This window comes from Rossellomorea sp. SC111, from assembly GCF_024733565.1.
In the GTDB taxonomy this organism is placed as follows: domain Bacteria; phylum Bacillota; class Bacilli; order Bacillales; family Bacillaceae_B; genus Rossellomorea.
Genome location: NZ_JANIOC010000012.1, coordinates 51529 through 76629, shown reverse-complemented (window position 1 = coordinate 76629; position 25101 = coordinate 51529). Strand labels below are relative to the sequence as shown.

The following is a 25101-nucleotide window of genomic DNA, read 5'->3' as shown; positions in this document are numbered from 1 at the left end:
GACAAGACATAAAAACACGGAGGTAATGAATATGTATAAGGTACAAACAGTACAGAATGTAGTAGAGGCGAAAAAAGAAATCGACATGTTCACAAGCGAAGGTTATACCAAAGATGACATTTACGTATTCGCTCATGACAAACATCGTTCTAAACACATTACCGAGGCGACCAATACAGAATCAACCGGTATTAAGGAGCAGGGAATTCTTGAATCCATGGGGAATATGTTCAACAGCCGCGGAGATGAACTGCGTTCGAAAATGAAGTCCGTGGGGATGAACCAGGCAGAAGCCGATGCTTATGAGGAAGAACTCGATAAAGGCAAGCTTGTGATCGTCGCTTCCAAAGAAGCAACCGATAATAACGCAAAGCCTTTCTAAGTTTGTCAGACAGCCGAAAAGACGTCGATGGTTTTCATCCGGCGTCTTTTTTGTCGTCATCTAGAGTGAAAACAATTTGTTTTTACCCGCCCGATATTATATTCTTTAGTCAGACTTTTACAATGAAACGAATTCACAGGAGGAATGCAACCCATGAAAAAAACACTCACGATCGCCGGTTCCGATACAAGCGGAGGCGCCGGGATCCAAGCAGATCTTAAAACATTCCAGGAGCACGGCGTATATGGGATGACGGCCCTAACCACTGTGGTGACCATGGACCCTGACAACCATTGGCACCACAACGTTCACCCACTATCCATCGATACTCTGGAAGCACAATTGGAAACGGTTATGTCTGTCGGTATCGATGCCATGAAAACAGGAATGCTCGGCACGGTTGAAATCATCGAACTTGCAGCGAAAAAAATCGATGCATTCGGTCTAAATAAAGTCGTCATCGACCCTGTCATGGTATGTAAAGGGGAAGATGAAGTCCTTCACCCTGAAACAACCGACGCCATGAGAGAGCACTTACTGCAGCGTGCGACCGTTGTAACACCTAACCTGTTCGAAGCAGGTCAGCTTGCGGGGACCGGTCCAATCAAAACGATTGATGAAATGAAAGAAGCAGCCAGGAAGATTCACGACCTTGGCGCGAAAAATGTCGTCATCAAGGGCGGAAAGCAACTGAAGCACGATAAAGCACTTGATCTATTCTTTGACGGAAATGAATTCACCCTTCTTGAAGAAGAAAAAGTGGAAACGACGTATAACCACGGAGCAGGATGCACGTTCGCAGCTGCCATCACGGCAAACCTTGCCAACGGACAAGACGTGAAAGAAGCGGTCCAGAATGCCAAATCCTTCGTCACTGCAGCCATCAAACACGGCTTCAAACTGAACGAATACGTTGGACCCGTCATGCACGGAGCCTACAACCGCTTCAATAAATAATTCTCTCCCGGCCAGGTGCCAGTCACGAATGAACCCTATCGTGTCTGGCACTTTTTTTGAGGGACGGACCTCACCACGCGCGCCTCCCATTTTCCTCAATCATACTTTTCGCATTCATTCATGTATTTTAGTAAGATAGTACATAATGGTTAAGAGTCTTTTCTGTATTTAAGGAGGAAAAAGAATGGAACCAATCAAGATTGCCGATGTGCAGGGAATCATCACCAAGCTTGCCCGTCAGGACGTTTATATACATTTAGAAACCACCAATGGAGCCTACGCTTCCCACTTCAATGAAGGCTTCTTCTCCGCGGGAGCCTATATACGTAATGCCAAAGTGAACTATGAGCACGGAAAAATCATCGGGGACGGACCTTACCGCGTCGGCCTGAAAATCGAAATCGGCTGGATTTATGCCGAGGGACTGACTCATTATGAATTCGATGAACAGGGCCGCCTGCTGCTTGCGGGACATGGTGGGGACGGGAAACTAGCCGTTGCCCTTGAAATCAGTCCAACCCCTTTCAATTAAACTACTGGAACCTATAAATAAAGGAGAGGTCAAAATGGAAAAAGAAAGACAGGTACTGGTCATCTTCCCTCACCCGGATGATGAAGCATTTGGTGTATCAGGGACCATTTCCACCCACGTGAACAATGGAACACCCGTCACCTATGCATGCCTCACATTAGGGGAAATGGGAAGGAACTTAGGGAACCCGCCCTTCGCGACCCGTGAATCCCTTCCTCTGATCCGGAAAAAAGAGCTGCAGAAGGCCGCTGATGTGATGGGAATACAGGATCTTCGAATGATGGGCTACCGGGATAAGACCCTTGAATTTGAAAATGATGAAAAGCTTTCAAATATGGTGACGGAGCTGATCGAAGAATTAAATCCGTCCCTCATCATCACGTTCTACCCTGACTACTCCGTCCACCCGGATCATGAAGCAACCGCAAGAGCCGTGGTCCGCGCCGTCAGACGCCTTCCGAAAGCGTCAAGACCGAAACTTCACTGCCTGGCGTTCTCTAAGAATTGTGAAGAAAAATTGGGTAAACCCGATATCTTTGTTGATATCACACCGGTCAAAGATCAAAAAATCGGTGCCATGAAGGCCCATATCTCCCAAACGGCCTGGATGCTGAAGGATCTTGAAAAAGGGATTCAACAGAATGACCCTGAATCATTGAAATGGGTGACCGTTGAACGATTCTGGAGCTATCAATGGGAAAATGACAACGTAAAATAATGAGGTAAGAAGAGTCTGGGTCGTTGCTCAGGCTCTTTTTTTTCATAGTGGCTCTTCTACATATCAATGTGAAGAATATAATAATGAGTGATTACTCACTTTACAAAACAACTCTCATCCTTTATATTATAAGTGAGTAATCACTCACCACTTTTTGAAAGGTGTGATTCACATGGACTCCATTATCCAATTACGTGACTTGTCAAAATCATTTGGCTCACAGACCGTATTACAAACGATCGATCTTACTATTCCTAAAGGCCAAATCTATGGATTACTGGGCCCGTCAGGTTCAGGGAAAACGACGCTCATCAAGCTCATGATCGGTCTTGAAACGCCCTCTTCCGGCAGCGTGAACTTCAAAGGAAACAAGCTGAAGGCAGACGACCTGTACCCGACCATCGGATATATGGCTCAATCCGATGCCCTATACGATGAGCTGACGGCTAAAGAAAACCTATCCTTCATGGCATCCCTGTATGGATTAAAGAAAGCAGAACGAAATGCGCAAATCGAAAAAGTGATGAACACCGTTGATCTCCTGGAACATTTGAACAAGCCGGTTCATCAATATTCAGGCGGGATGAAACGAAGACTTTCCCTCGCCATCGCCCTTCTTCACGACCCTGAAGTCTTATTTCTTGATGAACCGACCGTCGGGATCGATCCAGTCCTGCGAAAAGAAATATGGGATAGCTTCCACCGGCTGAAAGAAGAAGGCAGGACATTGATCATTACGACTCACGTCATGGATGAAGCAGAAAGATGTGACATGCTGGGTCTCCTGCAGCATGGAGAAATCATTTCAAGCGACACGCCTGCCGGGATCAAAGAAGCGTACGGGGTCACTTCAATTGAAGATGTCTTTTTGAAAAATGGAGGTGTTTCCGTTGAGAATTAGAGGATTTGTCATCCGTATCCTTCAGCAGCTCCTCCGGGATAAACGTACTTTGGCCTTGATGTTTCTGGCACCGCTCCTGATCCTCAGCATGCTTTCCCTTGTTTTTGACTCTGAGGATTATGACGCAAAGGTTGCCATTGTGGATCTGCCGCAACAGCTGGAAGCGAAGGTTGATACAGAGGATTTTCAAGTCTATACGCATCCCGATAAAGCATTGAAGGACATTAAAAGTGGAGAACTGGATGGCTATATTTCATTCGAAGACCCCACTTCACCATCCATTGTCATCGAAGGCAGTGATCCCACAGTAAATGGAGCCGTCATGAAGAAGATTCAGACCTTATTCCCATCTCCTTCACAAAACATGACCGATGAAGTGAAGTATGTGCACGGAAGTAAGGATATGGAGATGTTTGACTCCTTTGGACCCGTCCTCCTTGGATTTTTCGTCTTCTTCTTCGTCTTTTTAATAAGTGGAGTCTCCTTTTTAAGAGAAAGAACGACGGGGACCCTTGAACGGTTGCTCGCTTCTCCCATTAAAATCTGGGAAATGGTCGTCAGTTACGTCATCGGCTTCGGAATCGTGACGCTCCTTCAGGCATCCCTGATATCGTGGTATTCGATTTACATCCTGGACATGATGATGCAAGGCAGCTTTTTCAACGTATTGATCATCATCGTCTCGTTATCGTTCACCGCTCTTACTCTCGGAATATTGCTGTCTGCTTTTGCTAAAAATGAATTACAGATGATGCAGTTCATTCCGATCGTCGTGGTTCCTCAGATCTTCTTCTCGGGATTATTCAATTTAGATACCATCTCCGAGTGGCTGAGCTGGATCGGACCCATCACCCCCCTTTATTATGCGGCCGATGCCTTAAGAGACGTGATGATTCGCGGCTATGCATTCGGGGATTTATTCTTTAATCTATCCGTACTGATCGGTTTTTCTCTACTCTTTATTGTTCTCAATGTTGCAGCCCTCAGAAAATACCGTAAAATATAGGGTAGGAATGAACGACAAGTTAGGGGTTTAAAAATGTCTGAAGAAAAAAATATATTTAAACAGTTGTTCGATGAAGAAGAATCACTGACAGAAAAACAACAGAAGATTGTGGAGGCAGCCCTCGAGATGTTTGCTGAAAAAGGCTACGCCTCCACTTCCACCAGTCAAATCGCCAAAAAGGCAGGCGTCGCAGAAGGAACCATCTTCCGGCACTACAAAACGAAGAAGGACCTGCTTCTTTCGATTGTATCCCCTACGATGGCCAAACTGATCGCTCCCTTTGTGATCCGGGACCTGAATAAAGTGCTTGATGCCAAATATGACCGATACGAGGATTTCCTGAAAGCGATGATTTTGAATCGCCAGGAGTTCCTGAAAGAGAATATGACCGCTTTTAAAATATTGATACAGGAAATCCCTTTTCATCCTGAGCTGAAAGAACAGTTCAGAGAGCATATCGCTGAAAAGGTATTCGAGAAATTCGTCCGCCTTGTTGATCATTATAAAGAGAAGGGGCAGATTATCGACCTGCCATCAACCGCTGTCGTGCGATTTTCAGCCACCAGCATCTTCGGCTTACTTATTGTTCGGTACCTTTTCCTCCCTGAAGCCGATTGGAATGATGAAAAAGAGATCGATATGACCGTTCAGATGATTGTAAATGGGATCGGGAAGGGCTAAAACGTTCAGAAAGGACTCCAAATCGGGGTCCTTTTTCGTTTACACGAAAGGGTCTGGACCGTTTCTTGTCCATTCCACCCAATTTATTTTCAAATCGACCACCTTCCGTTTCCCACCTCTCCCCAGCGGGTAAAACGTACTATACATCACAAGGAGGTTAAAAAATGAGTTTCCTTTTTCATGAAAACACGTTGAAAGATCAGCATATCCTTATCACAGGTGCCACCGGGGGGATCGGATATGAAACGGCGAAAACAGCCGTTCAAGCGGGTGCCAAGGTGACGATTACGGGTCGGAATGAACAAAAACTGAATCAGTTGAAAGCAGAATGCCAAGATCCTTCCAGGGTCTTCCTCTATAAAGCGGATCTTACGAGTACCGAAGACCGCGAACAGCTTTTATCGGCGGCAAGAGATGAGCATGGCCCCATCACAGGTCTTGTGAATTCAGCCGGGATTGGCGGCGGTGATCTGGTGGAGAAACTGACAGAAGAAGATTTGCGAAACATCATGGAGTTAAACTATTTTTCACTGGTCCAGCTCTCCCAGGCAGTCTTTAACCAAATGAAGAACGGGAAAAGTGGGGCGATCGTCAACATCTCTTCCCTTTCCGGACTGAGAGGCACCCATGGAAACAGTGCGTATAGTGCGTCCAAATTTGCTGTGACCGGGTTCACGCAGGCCTTTGCACATGAAGCAATACAGCATAATGTTAGAGTGAACTCCATCTGCCCTGGGTATGTCGATACAGAGATGGGACGAAACGCCATCAAATCAAAAGGGGAACGGAAAGGAAGAAGCTATGAGGAACAATTGGAGATCGCGAAGGACAGCATTCCTTCAGGAAGATTAACCTCCCCTGTTGAAGTCGCGAACACCATCGTCTATCTATTAAGTGATGCTGCCGAAAACATTGTCGGGGAATCGGTCAAAATTTCCGGGGGCAGCGTCATGCGATGATCCAAGAAGACATAAGAACGGGCAAGGGTTGTTCCCCCTGCCCGCTTCCCATTTCTAGCTGCCCTCCTGAATCTTCTTTTTGATTTCATCAATATATTTTTTCTTTTCTTTTTCATTGGTAAGCTGATCACTGTTTTTATCCTGCAGGTATTTTTGAAGAGCCTTTTCAATCTCTTCATGTGAAGCGTCTTCCGATATGACTCCGGTCTTTTTTAACATCTCTATGATCTTTTCATCGTTGGCCAGAACATCCATTTTATTCGCAGGCTGATCCGTTTCCGCAGCAGGTGCATCCGAATTGACCTCAGTAGAATCCTGATCTTTCTTCCCATCGTCTGTGGCACATCCACTAAGTAATAAACCTGCCGAAAGAAAGGCGAACATCCATTTACCACCCATCCCATCACTTCCCTTTCATAGAGAATGAACCTTGTATACTATATTACATAAACTACCCTTCAAACCCTTTAATTAAAGCTTAATCATAAAATTAATATAACAGTTGTTTCACTCACTTCCTGTTTATTCTTTGGATGAGCCGTAGCGTGAAAATATAGACCGTTCCTTTTCGCTGCACGCACCTTCTTTCCGCGGGGAGGAAGTCGAGCCTCCTCAGGCTTAAGCCTTGCGGGGTCTCGACCTTTCCTCAATTTCCCGCAGGAGTAAGGTGCCTTCCGCTTCAATCCACTCTGTAATTCTATATTCTGAAAACCTTATGACGAATAGCAAAAAACCTCAATGACTATCCTCCTAGAATTTAGTTCTTCAATGTTGAAAAAGAGTTGAGATTGTAACATTGGTGGTATACAAGAAGGAAAGGGGGAACTGAGTAGCTTCACTATTCAAGGGTTAGTTCCCATCCTGATTGGCGTTTTTTGCCTTCATGGACCGTTTAGCTTATGACCTCGAACGGCTAGCCGTCGGAGCTAGACAGTTGAGACCCCGCAGGGCAAAGCCCGAGGAGGCTCAACTCACGCCCCGCGGAAAGCGAGCACCTGCAGCGGAAATCAACCAACCACTCGCCTTTTCACAAGCAACAAACGCTCCTTAAAATGCTTTTATACACTCCCCCCCCTCTAATAAGTGGATAATTAGGGATAATTAGTGCATTCATCACTTACTTCATTCTGTAATGTATGTTTTAATAGATAGTACTATGGAACGATTATAGAGAGGAAGGTTGTGGAAATAGCCCGCTTCCGCTTCTTTATAAAGTAAAAGCAGAGAGATGTTTTCTCCTCTTTTTTTTACTTAAAAATCGAACATATGTTCTATTGGTGGTGAAAAAATGGATTCATTAGTGAGTGAATTTTATCGTCATTATCCTCATCTCAAACATAATAAAGCCGTTGATTCCTTTATCAGTCAGTCGGAAAATCAGAAGTTAGTAGAAGATTTTTTACGTTACCCCAGTGCATGTAAGGAAGAACGTTTAAACGAAGCTTTTAAAGCCCATTATTTTGATATCCGGTTTACCTCATACGTCAGTTCCTCCCTTTATTTTCACAGTGTGAACTTTGACAAACATACAAGGAAATATAGTGAACGGCACCCTCTGACCCTGGATAACCAGGCGGATGAAGAAGGTCGATCGTATGTCGAACTTGTTCCGGATCCGGCATCGGATATTGCGCCATTTACCAATTATTCGACCTTAACGGAATGTTTGGAGAACGAAGAACTCCTGCAGGCTTATAAAACGTTGACCGACAAACAAAAGCATATCCTGGATTTAGCTTATGTGCAGGAATTATCGGATACGGAAATTGCCAGAATACTGGGCGTATCACAACAGGCCGTCTCCAAGACCCATAGAAAAGCATTACGCCTATTAAAATCCATTTTAGAAAAAGGAGAATCATAAACCATGGGAATTTTATACGATCTAGTCAAAGAAGCGAAGGGCAACACGGAATATGAAACGAAGGTCATCCGAACATTCGAACCGAAGATCAAGAAATCATTGTATCTCACCCGGATTGAAAATAGAGATGATCTCGAACAGGAGTTAAAGATGAAATTGATCCGGTATGTCCGGGACTATTCATTGGAAAACGTACCGGGTCTATTCGACCTAAATAATCAGTAAAGGAAGGACAAGCGCTCACAATCCGTGGGTGCTTGTCCTTTTTTTATGAACCTATACCTATTATCTTTTGGACGTTTTTTGAACCAAGGTTGTCTTTTCCTCCTCCAACTCTTCTTTATACAGTGTAAGGCAAACAACACAGAGCGAGAGAGATTGGGATGGTCTTTCTTCCTCTTCATCCCCTTTGCCTAAAATCTAAAGGGAGAGATGTTGAATGAATTGGACACGCACATTACGACAAGGTGACTCAGGCAGTGACGTGAAGGAGCTTCAAATCCGGGTAGCAGGCTGGGCAGCAAGTTCCCCTTCGAAGACCAATGTATCGGTGGACGGGGCATTCGGACCTGGAACGGAAGCTGCCGTCAAGCGATTCCAAAGCGCTTACGGCCTTTCGGCTGACGGAATCGCTGGACCCCAAACACATAGTCAGTTGAACGCCCTTGAAGACAGCGATGGATCGACGGTCAACTTTGCATTCAGTGAATTCTATTCCAAGGACGGCAGCGGATTCTCCGGCGGGAATGTCGGCTCGACTCAAGTAAAAGAAAATGTACGACGACTGATGTACAAGCTTGAAGCTCTCCGAAAAAAACTTGGGAACCCACCTGTTGTCATCAACTCCGGATTCAGAAGCATCACCCATAATCGAAATGTCGGCGGTGCCTCTAACAGTATGCATACGTATGGGATCGCAGCGGATGTCGATCCATCAGGAAAGACACCGACTCAAGTGGCGGAAGTCGCCAAAACATGCGGATTTAGCGGGATCATCAAGTATTCGACATTCGTTCATAATGACAGCCGCATCGAATACCCGTATGGTGCCGGTTCGTATTACTGGGCTTAAGAATTTTAAAAAAAGGGGGCAAAATATATGCCAATCATCGTACTTGATCCAGGCCACGGGGGAACCGACCCCGGTGCTATGGGGAATGGACTGCAGGAAAAGAACCTTACGTTAACAATTGGGTTGAAGGTGAAGCAACTACTGGAAGCAAACTATAGCGTGGACGTACGCTTAACCAGGGAAACGGATCGTTATGTCGGACTATCCGAGCGCGCCGATTTCGCCAATGCACCGGGAGCGTTATACTTCGTATCCTTACATCACAATGCAGGCGGAGGCACCGGTTTCGAAAGTTATATTTATCCTGGCACCAGCTCTTCTGAAACGGGAAGGCGCCAGGACATCATGCACAAAGAAATCATGAATTTCCTTTCTGGATACGGTTTACGGGACCGCGGTCAAAAGGAAGCAAACTTTGCCGTGTTGAGAGAAACGGCCATGCCTGCGATCTTACTTGAAAATCTCTTTATCGACAGTGTGAATGATGCGAATCTCTTAAAAGACCCCACTTTCATCACCGGCCTTTCAAACGCGATTGCATCAGGAGTCGGAAAGGCTTTGAATCTCTAGCAGGAAGCCTAATACAAAGGAGGAGCACAAAATGGATTATTCCGTATTTGTTCAATTATTAGGTAATTTCGGATTTCCCATTGCCGTCACACTCTTTCTATTAGTGAAGCTTGAGAAGAAGTTGGAGCAGCTCGAGCTCGCCATTCATGCTCTATCAAAATCGTTCAAGGAAAATGGCAAATAGCCGGTAAATTAGTTAATCCAGTGATTTCGAACAAGCACTATCACCACCTCCTACATATACCATGGTAGGAGGTGTTTTTTATTAAAAAAAATTATTCTCTGTCAAATGTGTTGGATGTATTAACGTAAAAAAGCATGAAACCGGTCTGCAAAGAGGTTTCATGCTTTTTTATTTTTTGAAGCGTATAGGACAATCTTGAATCCGGGAAGCCTTAGAATAAGGAGGCGATGTATACAATGAATACATTCGAAGTATTATCTCTGATGCTCAGTTTTGGGATGTTCGTGATTGCGATTCTGAAAGCCAATGATGAAAATAAACATTCATGAACACGCTTTAGAGCGTGTTTTTTTTTGCAAAAAAACCTCCCCACAGAAAAGGGAGGTTTCCATCATTCTATTCTTCCTTCATCACTGACTTCAAATCCACTTCATACAACTTATCGTCATTCTCACGGGGGATTCCGCGTCCATCTGTGTTGTTGGAGACAAAATAAAGGGTGTCACCTTCCACCAGCACATCCCTGACTCGTCCAAATCCAGTGAGAAGATCGGTTACTTCCCCTGATTCCGTTTCAAACCGTTTAACGCTTTGACCAGCGAGGGAAGCAAATACAAGATCACCTTTCCAGAAGTCCGCTCCAGAAGGGGCCCATGAAGGTTCTCCGGAGTGGGCCAAAGGGGTTATCAGGGACTCTTCTTTTTCATCTCCTGTGATCTTTGGCCATCCGTAATTGTTTCCGGATTTGATCAGATTGACTTCATCATAGCCATTCGGGCCATGTTCCGTTTCATAAAGCTCACGATCCTGATTCCAGGCAAGACCTTGGGGATTCCGGTGGCCGTAGCTGTAAACAGGGGAACCCTTAAATGGGTTATCGGAGGGGATTCCTCCATCCAAATCCATTCGGAGGATTTTCCCTCCAAGGAAGGAGAGATCTTGAGCATTATCCTGCCTGGTCGCATCCCCTGTGGTAATGTAGAGCTTATGATCGGGACCGATTTCAAGCCTGCCTCCTTGATGATACTGACCGCTTGGAATCCGGTCCAACAGTACTTTTTCCTCGGTCCATTCATTTGCAGTCCGCTTCAGGGTTACGACCCGGTTGAAATTATCACCGGAATCCTCGTACGTATAATAGGCAAAAGCCTGCTGATTTGATTTGAAATCCGGATGAAGCACAAACCCTAACAGTCCGGCTTCAGGTCGATCCGATAGTGGCTTTGAAAGACTGGTCTTGACTATGGATTTCTTTCCATCCTTTATTTCAACGATGTCCCCTGTTCGTTGTGTAAGGTAGAACACATCCCCAAGCTTCTGGATGGACCAGGGAATGGAGAGATCCTGCTCCACCACCTTACTCTCGACACTCGGCCTGGTGACGGATTCACTTTTTTCCTGCTGCACATCTGGCTGTCCGAACGAGCACGCACTAAGTAGTAAGCTCTGACTCATGACCAACACGAGCCAACTCATTTTGATTTTCATCCTACCAGCTCCCCTAATTCATTCTTTTTTAACCAGTATGGACAACAGAAGGAGTTCTCATTACTTTGCCGGTTGTTGGATCACTTCCTGGATCGCTTTAGCCACACCATCCTCTTTATTCGTTGCCGTGATGAATGGACAGAAGTCTTTAATCTGCTCCAGGGCATTTCCCATGGCTACGGGTCTACCGACTACTTTCATCATGGACAGGTCGTTTAGATTGTCCCCCATGGCCATGGCATTTTCAGGGGAAAGTCCTTTGTCCTTCAGGAGTTTCTCAAGAGCGACACCTTTTTGGGCCTCAAGGCTGTTCACTTCAATATTCTCTTTCCCCGATGAACTGATGGCGATGCCTGCAAGTTCACTTAACTTCTCATTAGCTTCCTGTAGCTGCTTCTCATCAAAGGAGAAAACAAGGAATTTGTATACAAGCTGGTTGTCATCCTCGAACAGGACCCCGTAATCTTCCACCAATTTGATATGACCTTTTTCAAATCGTTCCCTGGCTGCTTGTCTCACTTGTTCTTCCGTTACGCCGGGATTTGCCGTTGTGAAGATATTGACGATCAATTCGACTCCCATTTCATAGTCTTCCGTATACGTTCCCTCGTCTGTGTAGATTTCAAAGTAAATGCCGGTTTCATTCAAGACAGCGGCAATCTCTTTTGCGTGTTTTGATTCAATCCCCGCCTGATAGATGATGTCACCTTGTTTGTTCCGCACTTCCGCTCCATTGGCACAGACGATATCGCATGAGATGCCTGCTTCTTGTATGACATATCGGGCTTCCTCATATGACCTTCCTGTGGCAACCACCACTTCAATTCCCTGCTGCTGGGCGTCCAGGATAGCCTGTTTATTCGCTTCACTGATTTCCTGATTTTCATTTAATAACGTTCCGTCCATATCTGTTGCAATGAATGTAATCATTTGTAGACACCTTCCTGTTGTTGAATATTCTTAATTTAGTCATTGTATCATGAACCATTTATGGTTTTGTACTGAACACCCTCCGGATGATGAATACCCTGGGAGAATTAGGGTATGAGAATAGAAGAGATCGTTCGTCTATTAATGTCAGGAGGATTATTCATGGGTAACCGTACATATTTGAACAAAGTATTTTGGATTTCAGCTATTATTGTGTCCATCTTGGTTGTTTTTGGCGCTTCTTTTCCGAAACTTTTTGCACAAGGCGCCAATGCTGCATTTGGTTTCACCACCTATTCGTTTGGATGGTTTTATCTCGCGGCCGTGTTTTTCTTCGTCTTATTCCTGTTTTTCCTAATGGGAAGCAGATACGGAAAGATTCGGCTTGGAAAGGATGATGAACGGCCACAGTATCCATTCTTCACTTGGATCGGGATGTTATTTTCCGCCGGGTTCGGGATCGGACTTGTGTTCTGGGGAATCGCAGAACCGATGAGCCATTTCTTTGAAACCCCGATTCCAGGTGTCGAACCTCAAACGGAGGAAGCTGCACGCCTCGCCATGGGGTATGCCTTTTTTCACTGGGGTGTCAGCCAATGGTCGGTCTTTACGATTGTCGGATTGATCATTGCTTATTTTCAATTCAGAAAGGGCGAGAATGGGCTCGTTTCTACTTCTCTCTCTCCAATGATCGGCCAACGGAAGGGCTCACGAGGTATAAAGAATACCATTGATATCCTTGCAGTCATTGCAACGGTCATGGGTGTCGCCACTTCACTCGGCCTCGGGATCCTGCAGATCAATGGAGGGCTCAGTTCCGTTTTCGGTCTTGGAAATGGAACGATGGTTCAACTCGTGATCGTGTTCATCCTGCTCGTCCTTTATTTAGCATCCTCCACTACCGGTCTCGATAAAGGGATTAAATGGCTCAGCAATCTCAATCTGTCACTGGCCCTGATCCTGATGCTCTTTGTCTTTATCGTCGGTCCGACGGTGTTCATCTTAAATACGTTCACTCTTGGAATCGGTGATTATATCTCCAACTTCATCCGATACAGCCTTCGTCTGACACCTTATCAGGGAGGGACATGGGTACAGGACTGGACGATATTTTACTGGGCATGGGCGATCGCCTGGTCCCCATTTGTCGGTGCCTTTATCGCACGGGTATCACGGGGGAGGACGATCAGGGAATTCATTGTTGGCGTGCTGGTCGTTCCACCGCTGATTGCCCTTATGTGGATCGCCGTCTTTGGGGGAACTGCCCTTCACTTGGACTTATTCAGCGGAACCTCGATTGCGGAAGGAGTCAATAAAGATGTGACGAGTGCCCTATTTTCAACCTATGGAGAACTTCCCTTCACCATGGTCCTCTCCGTCCTATCGATTCTATTGATCTTTACCTTTCTCATTACGTCGGCTGACTCAGCGACGTACATTTTAAGCAGTATGACGGCAGAGGGGAGCTTGAATCCTCCAATGATTGTGAAGATCGTTTGGGGAGTATTGATTGCCGCCATTGCAGCTGTATTGCTCGTATCCAGTGGTCTCGAGGGATTACAGACCGCTTCTCTCGTATCTGCACTCCCATTCACGGTAATCCTGGTCTTGATGTGTGTGACGTTATTTAGACTTCTCAGGAAAGAAAAGAAAGAAGGGGCAAGGCCGGTAAAAAAATAACCTTTGATTGGCGTCCGGACTCTTGTATAAGAGTCGGGCGCTTTTTTCATTTTATACGATTTGAAAGGGTTTTCATTCAACTCTATAGAAGAGTAGTAAGGGTGTAAATTTTTATAAGGGGGATGAAGATGAAAGGACTTATTTCATTATCAAACAAAATCATGCAGCGTTATTTGCCTGATCCATTTTTATTCGTTGTCATTTTAACGTTGGTCGTGTTCGGACTCGGCCTCATTTTCACCGAAAGCTCAAGCCTTGAGATGGTTCAATTCTGGGGGGACGGATTCTGGAGCCTGCTTGCCTTTTCCATGCAGATGGTGCTGGTCCTTGTGACAGGGTACGTTCTTGCGAGCAGTCCATTATTTAAACGGTTCCTCGGGTTTCTCGCTTCGTTTGCAAAATCTCCTGGTTCTGCCATTGTGATCGTGACCGTCGTGTCCATGATTGCAAGCTGGATCAACTGGGGATTCGGACTTGTCATCGGGGCATTGTTTGCAAAAGAACTGGCCAAACGGGTGAAGGGCGTCGATTACCGGTTGCTCATTGCCAGTGCCTACTCGGGATTTGTTGTCTGGCATGCAGGATTCTCAGGTTCGATCCCGTTATCGATTGCGACTGACGGTCATCCCTTCCAGGATTTGATCGGGGTCATTTCGACGAATGAAACCATCTTTGCAACGTCCACTCTCATCATCGTGGCAGCGTTATTTATCGTCCTTCCGATCACAAACAAGATGTTAATGCCAGCGAAAGACGAGACCATAACAGTTGACCCTGAGCTCTTCAATGAGACAGCTGCCACCCTTGAAAAAGAAGTGATGACTCCTGCCGATAAACTTGAGAACAGCATGATCTTATCGATTATTGTGGCGGTGCTCGGAATTGTGTTCTTATCCTCATACTTTGTTAAAAATGGTTTTGCACTAAATTTAGATATCGTAAACTTTCTGTTCCTATTTCTCGGCATCCTTTTTCATGGTACGCCGAAGCGCTTCCTTGCGGCTGTACAGGAGGCAATTAAGGGAGCAAGCGGGATTGTCATCCAGTTCCCATTCTACGCGGGAATCATGGGGATGATGACGGCATCCGGACTTGCTGTCGTCATGAGTGAGGCTTTCGTATCGATTTCAAATGATGTGACGTTTTACTTCTTCGCCTTCCTGAGCGCAGGGATTGTCAACTTCTTCGTTCCTTCCGGTGGCGGGCAGTGGGCTGTCCAGGCTCCAATCATGCTCGATGCCGCTCAAACACTCGATGCATCGGTCGCCAAGACCGCCATGGCCGTTGCTTGGGGAGATGCATGGACCAACTTGGTCCAGCCGTTCTGGGCATTACCGGCCCTTGCCATTGCGGGTCTAAAGGCAAAGGATATTATGGGGTATTGTGTGATCATCCTTGTCATCAGTGGAGTGGTCATTTCCCTGGGTTTATTATTTTTATAACAGAAAAAGCGAAAGCGCCATTCTCATTGATGGTGCTTTTTTTCTTGGATCAATAAAAAGGCCAGCCTCCCCTGAGAGACCGGCCGTTATGTATGGACGTTCATTATCTATTATCTTCGCATGTCTTCTAGCGTACGCTTTCCCTTCTTTCCATCTCCCCTTCTAGCATCTCAATAAATTCTTCTTCCAATCCTTCTTCCTGTGCCAGTTGATACACATTAGTCAATTGCTCTTCAGTAAGTTTTGTTAGAGATGTCATCGATTACAACTCCTGACTATCCAAGGTATGGATTCTTTATACCCTCTTTAACTCAGGATAAACCTCTTATTTTAAAATATCTAACCTATTTTTTAGTTCAAACGTACCAATGTACCCCGATTATTATTGAAATTTTTTAAAATTTTAGTAAACTAGAGGGGGAACTGAAAGATAGCGTTTTCATTTTAGCGATTCGCATTTGAACGTTTTTATTGAAACTTTAGGTTTCAACGTCACTTCCTTAGGGAAAACCATCTGAGGAATACATAAGCTTTCTTCCCTGAACTTATTATGGACAATTTTATATGTATGCATTAAAATGAATAATGTTTCATTTTTCCGTTACTACTACTTCTGAGGTGAATTTATGAATAAGCAACATCGCTTTACATTAACAAGTCATTTACGATTTATCATCCCTTCCTTATTGGGAGTTTTTCTATTTATGATACCAGTTCCGGGGAAAGACGGAATTACGATTCCAATCGCAGTCTTATCTGGTCTTCTACAGGATTGGATCGGCAGCTATGTACCGTCCATTATGACAGGCTTGATCATCCTGACGGTCATCGGGACATTCATCACAAAGCTCGCACACCCGGATTTCATTGTTAAATCACCGTTTTTTTCAAGTCTATTCGATGTCAGGCCTGTATGGGCCGTTGTCAGAGTGGTCGGCGCCATCTTTGCCGTTATGACTCTCTTTAAATTGGGACCTGAATGGGTCTGGTCAGATGCAACGGGAGGGCTTCTCTTAAACCCGGATGGACTCCTTACCATTCTATTTTCTGTGTTTCTTTTTGCAGGACTTTTCCTGCCGCTATTATTGAATTTCGGATTACTCGAATTATTCGGGGCACTCTTAACGAAAATCATGCGTCCTGTATTCGGACTTCCGGGTCGTTCTTCCATCGACTGCTTAGCATCATGGCTTGGGGACGGTACGATCGGCGTATTATTGACAAGTAAGCAGTACGAAGATGGATATTATACAAAGAAGGAAGCAGCGGTCATAGGGACAACCTTCTCTGTCGTATCCATCACTTTCTGCCTCGTTGTTATTTCACAGGTGAACCTTGGTGAATATTTCATCCCGTTCTATCTTACGGTAGCAGCCTCTGGACTCCTTGCAGCGATTATCCTGCCTAGGATCCCGCCACTATCCCGTAAACCTGACACATATTTCAACGGTCAGGAAGGAAAGGATACGATGGAAGAGATTCCTGAAGGATACAGCCGTGTCGGCTATGGCTACGAGCAGGCTCTTGTACAGGCGAAAAACAATAACAGTGCATCGAAGTTTTTCACAGATGGAATGAAAAATGTGCTGGATATGTGGATGGGGGTAGCACCGATTGTCATGGCGATCGGGACAACGGCCCTGATTGTTGCCGAGAACACGAAGTTCTTTGAATACATTGGCATGCCGCTTATTCCGATCCTTGAGCTTCTCCAAATCCCGGAAGCAACGGAAGCCTCACGCTCCATCCTTGTTGGATTTGCTGATATGTTCCTGCCTGCCATCTTTGGTTCAGGCATCGAAAGTGAGCTGACGCGCTTTGTCATCGCCTGCTTATCGGTCACACAATTGATTTACATGTCTGAAGTTGGCGGACTGCTCCTTGGTTCCAAGATCCCGGTCGACTTCAAGGATCTCGTCATCATCTTCCTGCAACGTACATTCTTGACGTTACTTGTGATTGTAGCGATTGCTCATATGATCTTTTAAAAAATATGAAACCCAGGTTCGGATTCGAACCTGGGTTTTTTGATTGGAACAAGTGTTAACTATTTCGAACCACGGGAAACGTCACTTCCACTTTTGTCCCCTTATTCACTTCAGAATCAATCTGAAGTGAGCCTTTATGGTCTTCGATGATTTTTTGACTGATGGTCAGACCTAGTCCCATACCCTTTTCTTTCAGGGTGAAGAACGGTTCCCCAAGTCGTTTCAATCGTTCGGGAGAGATACCGGTTCCCCTATCCTGGATGATGATATGAACAGACTCGTTCCTTATTTTCCAGTCGACATCGATTTCCCCTTCACCCATGGACTCGATGGCATTTTTAATTATATTGATAAAGACTTGTATGCATTGATTCTTATCCCCGAACACATGGATCGGGGAGGATGGAAGCTGGATATTCAACGTGATGCCTTTAAGAAGGGCTTCATGCCCCATGACCTTGACTACATATCTCAGGACATCACTCATATCAAATGGCTGGTATTCCCTCATTTGAGGCTTGGATAATATGAGCAATTCCCCTACGATTTGATTGATCCTGTCCATCTCTGAAGACATGACTTTCAGGTAGTGGTCGGATACATGCTCATTTTCTTCCAACAACTGAATAAATCCCTTGATGCTTGTTAGAGGGTTTCTGATCTCATGAGCAATGCCTGCCGCAAGCTCGCCAACCACGGAAAGCTTTTCTTTCCTTAGCAGCATTTCTTCTGCGATCTTCTGCTGGGAAATATCCCTCCCGATGATGACCAGTCCCTTCCTCTCATGATCCGAGTGAAATAAAGGGACTTTAATGACGTCAAAAGTTTTGAATTCTCCGTTCGGAAGATAGAATCCTTCTTCACACCGTGTTATTTGTTCTGCTTTCCATGACTCCTCGTCTGAATCGATGCAATAGTCAAATGCGTCTTTAAAGAAGGGAACCAGTTCTCCCAAATCCCTATCCGTCTTGCCGACATAATCAATGTCCTCAAGATTATACAGCTTTCGACCAAATTGATTCACCTTCAACCAGCGTCCTTCCCCATCTTTGAAGCAAACAAAATCAGGGAGGGCATGCAGGAGGGTGGAGAGCTGATTCTCTTCTTCTAATAGTTTCTGGTGCTTTAGCATAAACCGATTTCCTTCCTTTAACAGGAAAAGGAGAACCACTGCCGCTGCACTCACCAAAAGAAGAGAAGCGATAATGTTCCAGGGTTTATCAAGCATGAGTATAGCGAGGATCTGAAACACGAATAGAGCCATCAGGAGCATGATTATATTGTGAAATGTCCTTGCCTTCGTACGATTCGTTTTCTCTATCATCATAGTCACCCGCCCGACTCATACTTTTGTGAAGATCAAATTAAAATAAGTTAAATATATACGGTCCAATTGATGTTATATAGAAAAGCACATAGATTCCCATAAAGTAGAAAGCACCTGCGAAGGACCCCCACTCGGGATCTCTTCCTTTTTTCCAGATCACCCAGGTGATGACGCTTAATAGCACCAACAATGCATAGCTGCTGCCAGGGAACACAAAGTACTCCGGCGCCACCTGGTAAAAGTAAGGGTTCATCGCTTTGCTTGTGTAGGAGATCGGCATAAGCAGGAAAATGATGATTGAAGCATATTCCGCCCAGCTGACCCCGTCTTTTTCAAATACATTCGGTCTGAATATATAAAGCAAAATCAACAGGAATAAAGAAGGTAAAAACCAATAAAAAGATGTAAGTGTGGTAACGATGCTGCTGAACATCATAAGGACCCCGTTGTTGAGCGCTTCCCTCACTGACCTTCCCGACCATTTTGTACTCGCAGAAACGACTTGCTCGTTCTGCGAGGCCCCATATAGTTCATATGTACCACCATCATAATTAAACCAAACCAGTGATTCGTCGGTTAATTGCACGGGAGAATATGTTACATGCTTGGTCGTGTTGAGGGTTGTGCCCTCCAATGTGTCTTCATTTCTAAATGGAGCTGAGTATAGGCGGACGGAGCTGCTATCCCCGACCTCCTGTCCTTCTGACGTGAACAAGACAGATTCTTCTCCGCCCACGTTCACAAACCGTGCTCCACCGGGGCTAACGAGTTTTTCCCCGTTGCTTTCATTCACGAATTCCATCTTTGTCCCTGTCAGGATGGATGCTCCTAATTCTTGTAATGGGGCTTGTACCTTGTATACATTGTAAGAAAGAGTACCTTGAGATCGGGATTTCTCATTATAAAGCAGGATGAGTTGCCCATCATCCACTTTAAACGTCAATCCGTCTATCATTTTGTTCTGTGCTGTATTAACGACCAGGAAAGGCTTTTCTGTTACTTCACCTTTTTCATTCATAAAGTAAACGAAATCATGCGTATCATCTTTCATCACTTGTATGACGGAATTGCCATCCTTCTCAACATGGACAGCAGAGATTTCAGAAGGGAAAGTATGGACTTCCTTTGAAGAACCCTCTTTAATTCCATATTCGAACAACTTTTCATTATTCCAATAATAGACTTGATCTCTCCCGGCTCCCAATCCTGTGATCCCCTCATAAAGAATCTCATCCTTTTGGTTTTGGGTCAGAACTAAGTTGCCGTCTTTATAATAGATGAATTGATCACCATCTGTCCAAAATGGATAACCCCTCGTGATTTTCGTATCACTGACTTTATCCTTTGAAACATTCATCTCATCATTAATGGTAAGCTCGTGGACTTGTCCTTTACTTGATAAAAATAAATCTTCATTGTGTTTGAACAATTGAGGCTTTTCTTTAGACGTATAGTCCAGTGGAATCGAACGGCTCCATTCCGGCTGAGGAAGTTGTTTCACAAGAAATAGCTGGTGAATGAACAGGGCAGCAACAAATAGAACCATGACCCCTAAAGGAATACCGAATACTTTCATTTTTTCTCTCATCTGAAATCCCCCTTTATGGAATGTGTTAGACTTCTGAAGTTTAGCATAGTCCAGATGCACTTTCACCATTTTTTTCCACAAAAGGGAACTCTCTGTCTTGCATTTCCTCTCATTATATCATGGACATATCAAATATTGTCATTTTTTGTCGTATTTCCAAACACTTCTTTAATAAATAAAAAAAAGATCCCCATGACGTTTCACAGGGATCCTTTCTTTTATTTCGTTTTCAATTTATCCAGCATATCGGACGTCATTTTGGCTAAATCGTATTCCGCTTTAAAACCCCATTCGTTCATGGCTGCACTGGAATCGATGGCGTTTGGCCAGCTTTCGGCAATGCTTTGGCGAACAGGATCAACGTTATAATCCAGTTTAAAATCCGGTTGGTGGACACGGATCGCTCCGGCAATGTCTTCAGGCGCCACGCTCATGGCTGACACATTGAAAGAATTGCGATGCTCAAGCTTAGAACCGTCTGCTTCCATCAGGTCGATGATCGCATTGAGGGCATCCGGCATATACATCATATCCATGTAAGTGCCTTCACCAATATAGGAAGTATACTTATTATTCTTTATCGCCTCGTAGTAGATTTCTACAGCATAGTCCGTCGTTCCACCGCCTGGGAGGGTTTCATAAGAAATAAGTCCAGGGAAACGCAACCCTCTGGTGTCCACTCCAAATTTCGTGAAGTAGTAATCTGAAAGAAGCTCGCCTGATACTTTGTTCACCCCGTACATGGTCGTAGGGCGCATGATGGTATCCTGTGGTGTTGAATCCTTCGGTGTGGATGGGCCGAATGCTCCGATGGAACTCGGTGTAAAGAATTGGCATCCTAACTCTCTTGATGTCTCAAGGGCATTCACAAGTCCGCCCATGTTCAGATTCCAAGCGAGAAGCGGTTTCGCTTCTGCTGTGGCAGATAATAGAGCGGCTAAGTGAATGATGGTATCCACATTTTGGGTCTTGGCAATGTCGAACATTTTTTCTGCATTCGTTACGTCAAGCTGTTCGAAAGGGCCATTCTTTACAACCGGACTATCCGTTTCGCGGATATCCGTTGCGATGACGTTATCTGAACCGTATACTTCACGCATTTTATTGGTGAGCTCAGATCCGATCTGTCCAAGAGCACCCGTTACTAAAATCTTTTTCATCGTCTTTCCTCCTGCATTTACCTTTGGTGATATCGTAAACAGATAGGGCCCGCTATGTAAGTCGCGCCCTATTCGGTTTGTACTGTTAGATTAAATAATTCCCATTTCTTTTCCGACTTTCTCATATGCTGCAATCGCAGAATCGAGCATTTCCTTCGTATGTGCAGCGGAAGGCATGTTCCTTACACGACCTGTTCCCCTTGGTACAGTTGGGAACACGATGGATTTTGCATAAACCCCTTCTTCATACAGACGCTTACTGAAGTTCTGCGTTGCCTGCTCCTCACCGATGATTACAGGAGTAATAGGTGTCTCACTGTTTCCAATGTCGAATCCAAGCTTCGTCAGCTCTTCCTTCAAGTAACGGCTGTTTTCCCACATCTTATCCTGAAGCTCTGTCGAATTCATGATAAGATCAAGGGCTTCCGTACAAGCCGTCACATCTGCCGGTGTCAAAGATGTCGAGAATAGGAATGGACGGGAACGGACCTTTAACCAATCAATCAGGTTTTGAGTGCCGGCTACATATCCACCGACAACCCCGATGGCTTTTGATAACGTACCCATTTGGAAGTCCACTTTATCAGATAAACCAAAGTGCTTGACCGTACCCGCACCTTTACCAAGGACACCTGAACCGTGAGCATCGTCCACATACGTCATGATATCGAATTCCTCTGCAATTTCAACGATTTCAGGAAGCTTACATACATCCCCGTCCATGGAGAATACTCCGTCCGTGATGATCATGATTTTGTTGTATTGACCGGAATTCTTAGCTTCTTTCGCTTTCGCACGAAGATCTTCCATATCGGAGTGACCAAAGCGGATGACCTTGGCTTTTGATAGACGGCATCCGTCAATAATGGATGCATGGTTCAGTTCATCTGAAAGGATGGCATCATTCTTATCCATCACGGCTGAGATGGCTGCCATGTTACAGTTGAATCCTGATTGATAAGCGATCGCTGCCTCTGTTCCTTTGAATTCTGCAAGCTTTTCCTCAAGTTTCACATGAAGATCCAGCGTACCGTTGATGGTACGGACAGCTCCTGCTCCAACACCGTATTCTTTCACGGCTTCAATCGCTACCTTTTTCAGGCGTTCATCTGTGGCGAGTCCCAGATAGTTATTTGAAGATAAGTTCACGAGCTTTTTCCCGTTAATGGTGATCACCGGTCCATTTGCACCTTGCAATGGATCGATTTCATTATACAAACCGCGTGATTTTAAATCTTCAAGGTTTTCTTGTAGAAAGTGATCTAATGTCTTGCTTGTCATATTCTCGTCCTCCTGTTATGTAAGCGTTTCAAAAACAGATGTCCACTCCAAAAATACAATATTTATCAGGTGATTCTTTGTGTTTTCTAAGGATTGTTCTATTTTTTAGTTTAACATGTTTTTTTGTGATGGACAAAAAATTTCTTCAGATTTCGGCTTAATGTTAGAGTTCCCTTAATGGTTGAAGTTAGTTGATTTTATTTGGGGGAAAAATAAAAAGATGAACAAAAGCGGTCTCTTTTGTTCATCTTGGTTGGTTATTTATTCATTGTGCCTTCTTAGACGGTGTTCGAGTATGGCTTCGTGCATTCTTCTTAGCGCCAGATCTACTCGTTCTTTGGGGCAGGCGATGTTCATTCGGACGAAGGATTGGCCGCTCTCTCCGAATTTGAAGCCTTCGTCGAATTTGACTCGGGCTTTTTCCAAGAAGAATCTGCAAAGTTCTTCCCCTTGCATTTCTAGAGCGGTGCAGTCGATCCAGATCAGATGTGTGGCCTGTGGCTTTATGGCTCTAAGCTCCGGCAGGTGCTGCCCCAGATAGTTCTCTACATACTGTTTATTCTCTTCCAACACCATCAGGAGCTCATTCAGCCAAGGTTCACCTTCCTCATAAGCCGCGATGGTGCCTTCAATCCCAAACACATTCGGCCGCATCAGTCCAAAGCCGGTGAGCTTGTCCTGATACCTTTCCCTTACATTTTCATTGGGAATAAGGAGGATCGAGGTTTGCAACCCCGCTATGTTAAACGTTTTACTTGGAGCGGCACATAGGACGCTTCTTTCCAACAGACTCTCATCCTCTTTAAAGAGAGGAGTATGTTCAAATCCTTCATACACTATATCTCCATGCATTTCGTCAGAGATGATCCATAAATCATGACGTTTGGCGATATCACCAATTTTCCTCAGTTCTTCTTTTGACCATACCCGTCCTACCGGATTATGAGGGCTGCAGAGAATAAGGATCTTGGTTCTAGACCCGCTCGCTTTCTCTTCCAAATCGTCGAAATCAATGGTATACACGCCATCTTTATAGAGTAATGTGTTTTTTATCACTGAACAGCCGTGGTTCTCAATCGTGCTATAAAAAGGATAATAAACCGGATCCTGAATGATGACGCCGTCGCCGGGTTCAGCCAGCACGGACAGAAGCACATTGATACCAGGAATGATCCCCGGGCTGAAGCTGATCCATTCTTTTTTAATATCCATTTGGAAGCGCCTTTTCCACCATGTCATAATGGACTCAAAGTATCGATCGCTAAACGTCGTATAGCCATAAATGCCGTGCCGGGCCTTCTTGTTCAGTGCTTCCACAATAGCAGAAGAAACTTGGAAGTCCATGTCTGCTATACACATAGGGATCACGTCCCCGTCAGGAAACGACCATTTAACGGAGTGAGTATTCGTTCTCTCGATGCAATCATTCCAGTTCATATCCCAATGCCCCTCTCAAATCTATCTTTCTTTACTTTATACTAGATTGGGGTCCTGAGTGAATACCTGAAAGATAAAATAGGAATTTTCCCTTATTTCTTTGCGGAACCCCTTGCTATTTTACCGTTTTCTCCGCCTTTGCTTTTCGATTCACATGCTTCAATCCTTCCCGGACACTCAATGGAGCCAGCTCCTCTGTAGCAATGAAGTCCTTCACCGCTTCGGGATTCGTTTTTGAATACTCCCTCAGTGCCCATCCGATTGCTTTCTGGATAAAAAACTCCTTCGATTGACGATGCATTCCGATATATCTGAATAGGCGTGCCTCATCGGTTTCGTCCTTATATTTCAATTGATGAAGGATGGCGATGCGGTTCAACCATATATTATCTGAGTGTATCCATTTCTCTAAGTATGTGTCATCTTCTTCTTTTTGATAGATTTTCCCTACATGATTGGAAGCAATATGATCAATCGTATCCCACCAGGATTTCGTGACAATCATTTCTTCCAAGAGGGGAAGATGCTCCTTTGTTAAGTACCTTGATTGTTTATCGATCAGGCCGAGAGCGACGTATTGACATTCACGCTGAGGTTCCGACCAGAGAGAACGTACAATATCAGGCAATTCTTCCATGGCTGGTTTTCCCTTCTCCTTTAGAAAATCGCGGAGCAAGAGAGTGCGCTCCGGAGTCCTGATGCCAAAGAACTCAAACTGGTTTCTCATATACGCTTCCATGGCTTCCCGGTTTTCACTGTTTTGATGATCTTTCAATCGGGCAATCAGTTTAACAGCATACTCATGACTCATGTAAAATCTCCTCCTTATGACGTTCCTCACACTCAAAACAACAGTTCTTTCCCTCCCCGATTTGAACACCGTTAAAGAAACCGTCCAAACAATAGAGGGGCTTTTGACAGAGGTAACAATAGTCTACAAGCTCTTTCATACTC

The 25101-nt window shown here is 44.8% G+C and carries 27 protein-coding genes; 17 read left to right on the top strand and 10 right to left on the bottom strand.

Features of this window, described 5'->3' with window-relative positions; translation table 11 throughout:
- Nucleotides 1–31 precede the first annotated feature (31 nt).
- The 8 genes from NQ095_RS16285 (at nt 32) to NQ095_RS16250 (ending at nt 6136) form a co-directional block, all read left to right on the top strand.
- Nucleotides 32–382: a YflT domain-containing protein gene (locus tag NQ095_RS16285; RefSeq protein WP_258264516.1), complete on the top strand. Its 351-nt coding sequence runs from the start codon at nt 32–34 to the stop codon at nt 380–382.
- Nucleotides 383–535: 153 nt separating this feature from the next.
- Nucleotides 536–1339, top strand: a complete 804-nt coding sequence (gene pdxK, locus NQ095_RS16280) for a pyridoxine/pyridoxal/pyridoxamine kinase (RefSeq protein ID WP_258264515.1) — start codon at nt 536–538, stop codon at nt 1337–1339.
- 184 nt (nt 1340–1523) lie between these two features.
- On the top strand, nt 1524–1871 hold the full coding sequence (locus NQ095_RS16275; protein WP_258264514.1) for a YojF family protein: 348 nt from the start codon (nt 1524–1526) through the stop codon (nt 1869–1871).
- A gap of 34 nt (nt 1872–1905) precedes the next feature.
- Nucleotides 1906–2589 carry a bacillithiol biosynthesis deacetylase BshB2 gene (gene bshB2 / locus NQ095_RS16270; protein WP_258264513.1) on the top strand — a complete coding sequence of 228 codons (684 nt, stop codon included), beginning with the start codon at nt 1906–1908 and terminating at the stop codon, nt 2587–2589.
- A gap of 172 nt (nt 2590–2761) precedes the next feature.
- Complete coding sequence (locus NQ095_RS16265) at nt 2762–3490, top strand: ABC transporter ATP-binding protein (RefSeq protein WP_258264512.1); 729 nt, start codon at nt 2762–2764, stop codon at nt 3488–3490.
- Nucleotides 3480–4496 (top strand): ABC transporter permease, encoded by a 1017-nt coding sequence (locus NQ095_RS16260; RefSeq protein ID WP_258264511.1) that lies wholly within the window; start codon nt 3480–3482, stop codon nt 4494–4496. The genes NQ095_RS16265 and NQ095_RS16260 overlap by 11 nt, the downstream gene beginning before the upstream one ends.
- A gap of 33 nt (nt 4497–4529) precedes the next feature.
- Nucleotides 4530–5177, top strand: a complete 648-nt coding sequence (locus tag NQ095_RS16255) for a TetR/AcrR family transcriptional regulator (protein ID WP_258264510.1) — start codon at nt 4530–4532, stop codon at nt 5175–5177.
- A 164-nt stretch (nt 5178–5341) separates the two neighbouring features.
- Nucleotides 5342–6136, top strand: a complete 795-nt coding sequence (locus NQ095_RS16250) for an SDR family NAD(P)-dependent oxidoreductase (protein WP_258264509.1) — start codon at nt 5342–5344, stop codon at nt 6134–6136.
- 54 nt (nt 6137–6190) lie between these two features.
- On the opposite strand, the gene NQ095_RS16245 is transcribed toward NQ095_RS16250, so the two are convergent.
- Nucleotides 6191–6535, bottom strand: a complete 345-nt coding sequence (locus NQ095_RS16245) for a hypothetical protein (RefSeq protein ID WP_258264508.1) — start codon at nt 6533–6535, stop codon at nt 6191–6193.
- 889 nt (nt 6536–7424) lie between these two features.
- Between NQ095_RS16245 and NQ095_RS16240 the strand changes: the two genes are divergently transcribed.
- The 6 genes from NQ095_RS16240 (at nt 7425) to NQ095_RS16215 (ending at nt 10155) form a co-directional block, all read left to right on the top strand.
- Complete coding sequence (locus tag NQ095_RS16240) at nt 7425–8000, top strand: sigma-70 family RNA polymerase sigma factor (RefSeq protein WP_258264507.1); 576 nt, start codon at nt 7425–7427, stop codon at nt 7998–8000.
- A 3-nt stretch (nt 8001–8003) separates the two neighbouring features.
- Complete coding sequence (locus tag NQ095_RS16235; protein WP_258264506.1) at nt 8004–8225, top strand: helix-turn-helix domain-containing protein; 222 nt, start codon at nt 8004–8006, stop codon at nt 8223–8225.
- Between the two features lie 214 nt (nt 8226–8439).
- Nucleotides 8440–9072 (top strand): D-Ala-D-Ala carboxypeptidase family metallohydrolase, encoded by a 633-nt coding sequence (locus NQ095_RS16230; protein ID WP_258264505.1) that lies wholly within the window; start codon nt 8440–8442, stop codon nt 9070–9072.
- 27 nt (nt 9073–9099) lie between these two features.
- Complete coding sequence (locus NQ095_RS16225; RefSeq protein ID WP_258264504.1) at nt 9100–9642, top strand: N-acetylmuramoyl-L-alanine amidase family protein; 543 nt, start codon at nt 9100–9102, stop codon at nt 9640–9642.
- A gap of 31 nt (nt 9643–9673) precedes the next feature.
- A complete protein-coding gene (locus NQ095_RS16220; RefSeq protein ID WP_258264503.1) occupies nt 9674–9826 on the top strand; it encodes a YvrJ family protein in 153 nt (50 codons plus the stop codon).
- A 236-nt stretch (nt 9827–10062) separates the two neighbouring features.
- Entirely contained in the window at nt 10063–10155 is a 93-nt protein-coding gene (locus NQ095_RS16215; protein WP_219169586.1) for a putative holin-like toxin, read from the top strand.
- Nucleotides 10156–10222: 67 nt separating this feature from the next.
- On the opposite strand, the gene NQ095_RS16210 is transcribed toward NQ095_RS16215, so the two are convergent.
- Both NQ095_RS16210 and NQ095_RS16205 read right to left on the bottom strand, forming a co-directional pair.
- Complete coding sequence (locus tag NQ095_RS16210; protein ID WP_258264502.1) at nt 10223–11314, bottom strand: PQQ-dependent sugar dehydrogenase; 1092 nt, start codon at nt 11312–11314, stop codon at nt 10223–10225.
- A 60-nt stretch (nt 11315–11374) separates the two neighbouring features.
- The gene (locus NQ095_RS16205) at nt 11375–12244 is read right to left on the bottom strand and encodes a Cof-type HAD-IIB family hydrolase (protein ID WP_258264501.1); all 870 of its coding nucleotides are present in this window, start codon (nt 12242–12244) and stop codon (nt 11375–11377) included.
- A 162-nt stretch (nt 12245–12406) separates the two neighbouring features.
- Between NQ095_RS16205 and NQ095_RS16200 the strand changes: the two genes are divergently transcribed.
- Nucleotides 12407–13924, top strand: a complete 1518-nt coding sequence (locus tag NQ095_RS16200; protein ID WP_258264500.1) for a BCCT family transporter — start codon at nt 12407–12409, stop codon at nt 13922–13924.
- 128 nt (nt 13925–14052) lie between these two features.
- Nucleotides 14053–15366 carry a short-chain fatty acid transporter gene (locus NQ095_RS16195; protein ID WP_258264499.1) on the top strand — a complete coding sequence of 438 codons (1314 nt, stop codon included), beginning with the start codon at nt 14053–14055 and terminating at the stop codon, nt 15364–15366.
- Nucleotides 15367–15493: 127 nt separating this feature from the next.
- On the opposite strand, the gene sda is transcribed toward NQ095_RS16195, so the two are convergent.
- Entirely contained in the window at nt 15494–15625 is a 132-nt protein-coding gene (gene sda, locus NQ095_RS16190; RefSeq protein WP_079532306.1) for a sporulation histidine kinase inhibitor Sda, read from the bottom strand.
- Nucleotides 15626–15992: 367 nt separating this feature from the next.
- Here sda and NQ095_RS16185 point away from each other — a divergent pair, with 367 nt between their 5' ends.
- Nucleotides 15993–17354, top strand: coding sequence for a YjiH family protein (locus NQ095_RS16185; protein WP_258264498.1), 1362 nt, complete (start codon nt 15993–15995; stop codon nt 17352–17354).
- Nucleotides 17355–17409: 55 nt separating this feature from the next.
- On the opposite strand, the gene NQ095_RS16180 is transcribed toward NQ095_RS16185, so the two are convergent.
- The 6 genes from NQ095_RS16180 to NQ095_RS16155 form a co-directional block, all read right to left on the bottom strand.
- Nucleotides 17410–18681, bottom strand: a complete 1272-nt coding sequence (locus tag NQ095_RS16180) for an ATP-binding protein (protein ID WP_258264497.1) — start codon at nt 18679–18681, stop codon at nt 17410–17412.
- A gap of 37 nt (nt 18682–18718) precedes the next feature.
- Nucleotides 18719–20269, bottom strand: a complete 1551-nt coding sequence (locus tag NQ095_RS16175) for a hypothetical protein (protein WP_258264496.1) — start codon at nt 20267–20269, stop codon at nt 18719–18721.
- Nucleotides 20270–20487: 218 nt separating this feature from the next.
- A complete protein-coding gene (locus NQ095_RS16170; RefSeq protein WP_258264495.1) occupies nt 20488–21429 on the bottom strand; it encodes an L-threonine 3-dehydrogenase in 942 nt (313 codons plus the stop codon).
- A gap of 90 nt (nt 21430–21519) precedes the next feature.
- A complete protein-coding gene (locus NQ095_RS16165) occupies nt 21520–22710 on the bottom strand; it encodes a glycine C-acetyltransferase (RefSeq protein WP_258264494.1) in 1191 nt (396 codons plus the stop codon).
- Nucleotides 22711–22971: 261 nt separating this feature from the next.
- Complete coding sequence (locus NQ095_RS16160) at nt 22972–24147, bottom strand: MalY/PatB family protein (RefSeq protein WP_258264493.1); 1176 nt, start codon at nt 24145–24147, stop codon at nt 22972–22974.
- Nucleotides 24148–24262: 115 nt separating this feature from the next.
- The gene (locus tag NQ095_RS16155; RefSeq protein WP_258264492.1) at nt 24263–24958 is read right to left on the bottom strand and encodes a DNA alkylation repair protein; all 696 of its coding nucleotides are present in this window, start codon (nt 24956–24958) and stop codon (nt 24263–24265) included.
- Nucleotides 24959–25101 lie beyond the last annotated feature (143 nt).